This window comes from Psychrobacter sp. UBA6766 (assembly GCF_002453355.1).
Classification (GTDB): domain Bacteria; phylum Pseudomonadota; class Gammaproteobacteria; order Pseudomonadales; family Moraxellaceae; genus Psychrobacter.
In genome coordinates, this window is sequence record NZ_DKGQ01000025.1 from 179,202 (window position 1) to 182,589 (window position 3,388).

The window sequence follows — 3,388 nt, forward strand, 5'->3', positions numbered from 1 at the left end:
CGTATTCCTCTTGTACAAAACGGCACTGTGGATTTTGAATGTGGCTCAACGACCAATAACGAAGAGCGCCAAAAGCAAGTAGCCTTCTCAAATGGTTTCTTTGAAATCGGCACGCGTTTATTGACCAAAAAAGACTCAGGTATAAAAGATTTTGAAGACCTAAAAGGTAAAACTTTGGTCACTACCGCTGGAACAACCTCAGAACGTTATATCCGTGAATACAACGACAAAAATAAAATGGACATCAATGTCATCTCAGCAAAAGACCATGGCGAAGCTTTCCTGATGCTAGAAAATGGTCGTGCTGATGCCTTTATGATGGATGATGTACTACTTGCGGGCGAAAAAGCCAAAGCCAAAAACCCAGATGAATGGGTAATCGTTGGAACGCCGCAATCGTTTGAGATTTACGGTTGTATGATGCGTAAAGATGATCCTGAATTCAAAGCCGTTGTCGATGAAGCACTTAACAATGTCTTTAAGTCGGGCGAAATTAACACCATTTATGATAAGTGGTTCACCAACCCAATCCCACCAAAAAACGTCAATCTAAACTTTGAGATGTCAGACAATCTAAAAGCTTTGATAGCCAATCCACACGATAGTGCGCAGCCAAAAGAAGCCGCTACACAGTAATTATTGTCCCTCAACATAGCTTGCTGGCGCGCTCAGACTGATTTACATCAATCTGGCGCGTTGGCTTTTTAATCATGGCTTGGAGAGACAATCATGAATTATAGCTGGAACTGGGGTGTGCTCTTTGAGCAAACCGGTATCGGTAATGAGCTTTACTTGCATTGGATGGTTACCGGTCTTGGCTGGCTGCTATTGATTGGCAGTATCGCTTGGGCGATTGCCATGGTGATTGGCACTATTTTTGGTATCATGCGTACCTTACCAAATAAGGCGGCTCGTCGTATTGGCACCGCTTATGTGACTTTTTTTCGTAATATTCCTCTGCTTGTACAACTGTTCTTTTGGTTTTATATTGCTCCTGGTTGGCTCACGCCTGCGCTACAAGAGTGGTGGTATAAAGACTTATCACCAAATACTTCAGCCATGCTGTCCGCAAGTATTGGCTTAGGATTATTTACCGCAGCGCGTATCGTTGAACAGGTGCGTACCGGTATCGAATCCTTACCTGAAGGTCAAGTTAATGCCGCTTACGCTCTTGGTTTTACGATTCCGCAAGCTTATAAAGAGGTGCTACTACCGCAGGCGTTTCGTGTTATTTTGCCACCGCTGAGCTCGGAGCTAACCAATTGTTTTAAAAACGCATCGGTGGCGTCGCTTGTTGGGGTGATGGAGCTGATTAGTCAAACCAAAACTATCAGTGAATATACCCAAAACAGCCTCGAGATTTATACTTATGCAACCATTATTTATCTGGTCTTTAATCTGTCATTAATTGCCATTATGGGATTGATTGAGCGTAAATTACGAGTGCCTGGACTGATTGCAGGGAGTCAAAAATGAATATGATGACTGAACTTGCAACGGCTTATCCGGGTTTGATGGGCGGTATGCTGACCACATTAAAGGTGCTATTTCTTGCTATCCTAGGCGGTATCAGCTTAGGAACGGTACTGGCGCTGATGCGTTTATCCGGTATTAAAGCGCTAGAAGTTCCTGCAAAGCTGTACGTCAATTACTTTCGATCTGTTCCGCTGCTACTTGTACTGCTGTGGTTTTATTTCGCCGTACCGATGATGTATTTTTGGATAGCGGGTAAATATCTGCAGCTCGATACCGCATTTACCTCATGTGTCGTCGCCTTTATGATGTTTGAGGCGGCATACTTCTCAGAGGTGGTGCGAGCGGGAATTCAATCTATCGGTAGCGGGCAGGTGAATGCCGCAAAAGCACTCGGTATGACTTATGGGCAGACGATGCGCCTGGTGATTTTGCCGCAAGCTTTTCGCAAGATGCTGCCGCTGATTTTGCAGCAATGTATTATTTTATTCCAAGATACGACATTAGTTTTCGCTATTGGATTGACGGATTTCTTCCGTGCTGCTTATGTCCGCGGTGAGCTGATGGGCTTGCTCACGCCTTATATTTTAGGCGCAGGTGCAATTTATTTTGTTATTAGTTTAAGTGCCTCTATCGGCGTGCAGCAATTGCAAAAACGTTTAAGGTTTTAAGGTAAATTTAGCGCAGTATTTTACTATTAAGATTTTCATTTAATAATGATGAAAAAAAGTGGTTAGGAGCCGGTAATGAATGAGCCAGTGATAAATAATGCTGATACCTATATAAATGAATTTGGCGGACTGGTCACCGATAATGGTCATGCAAGCGATGAGATAGTCATCAAGATGACCGACGTTAGCAAATGGTATGGCGATTTTAAGGTGCTGACGGATTGTACTGCGCACGTCCATAAAGGTGATGTGGTGGTGGTTTGTGGCCCATCGGGCAGTGGTAAGTCGACACTCATCAAAACGGTTAATGGTCTTGAGCCTTTTCAAAAAGGCGATATTTTGGTCAATGGCATTTCAGTTGGCGCCGCAAAAACCAATTTACCCAAACTTCGCAGCAGTGTTGGGATGGTATTTCAGCATTTTGAGCTGTTTCCACATTTGACCATCATTGATAACTTAACGGTCGCGCAAATCAAAGTATTGGGCCGAAAAGAGTCTGAGGCCAAACAAAAAGGCATGGCCTATCTAGATCGCGTTGGGCTGACGGTTCAAGCAGCGAAGTATCCAGCAGAACTGTCCGGTGGTCAGCAGCAACGTGTGGCAATTGCTCGAGCTCTGGCGATGGATCCAGTAGCGATGTTATTTGATGAGCCAACCTCTGCGCTTGATCCAGAAATGATTCAAGAGGTGCTCGATGTGATGGTCGAGCTGACCCGCGATGGTATGACCATGATGTGTGTAACCCACGAAATGGGCTTTGCCAGTCAGGTCGCTAATCGCATTATCTTTATGGATGAAGGTCATATCGTTGAAAACTGTAGTAAAGATGAGTTTTTTGAAGGCGCAAAAAGCGATCGCGCACAGGTGTTCTTATCGAAAATTTTAAATCATTAATTGTGTCATTTATTTTTTTTATAAAAGCGTCTTTTATAGGCGCTTTTTTTGTGCAGCAAAATGCTAATAAATTGATTCATACAAGCGCAATACGAATATAAATGACTCTGCGAGCGAATAGGTGAGTGAATGGCTGTTTACTGATACAATAGCAGACAATATTATAAAAATTAAGGGGCTGTCCTAGATAAGTAAAATAATCTAGGATAGTCATATGAGAAAGAGTAGATTAAGTTGGTACAAACAAACTAAGCTTATTGAACTATTCGTTGCAGGTTCTACCGCAAGAACAGCAGCAAGCTTAGTGGGTGTTAATAAAACAACAGCTAGCTATTACTTTCACCGTCTTA

The 3,388-nt window shown here is 43.1% G+C and carries 4 protein-coding genes and 1 pseudogene; all 5 read left to right on the forward strand.

Features of this window, described 5'->3' with window-relative positions; translation table 11 throughout:
• Window positions 1-636 (forward strand): transporter substrate-binding domain-containing protein (locus B4K26_RS06150; protein ID WP_296244190.1); only part of this gene is annotated, 636 nt, incomplete at its 5' end.
• A 93-nt stretch (window positions 637-729) separates the two neighbouring features.
• On the forward strand, window positions 730-1,476 hold the full coding sequence (locus tag B4K26_RS06155) for an amino acid ABC transporter permease (protein WP_296244192.1): 747 nt from the start codon (window positions 730-732) through the stop codon (window positions 1,474-1,476).
• Window positions 1,473-2,144: an ABC transporter permease subunit gene (locus B4K26_RS06160; protein ID WP_296244193.1), complete on the forward strand. Its 672-nt coding sequence runs from the start codon at window positions 1,473-1,475 to the stop codon at window positions 2,142-2,144. The genes B4K26_RS06155 and B4K26_RS06160 overlap by 4 nt, the downstream gene beginning before the upstream one ends.
• 174 nt (window positions 2,145-2,318) lie before the next feature.
• On the forward strand, window positions 2,319-3,038 hold the full coding sequence (locus B4K26_RS06165; RefSeq protein WP_296244199.1) for an amino acid ABC transporter ATP-binding protein: 720 nt from the start codon (window positions 2,319-2,321) through the stop codon (window positions 3,036-3,038).
• A 214-nt stretch (window positions 3,039-3,252) separates the two neighbouring features.
• Window positions 3,253-3,388: pseudogene (locus B4K26_RS06170) on the forward strand (IS1595 family transposase); the annotation flags it as partial.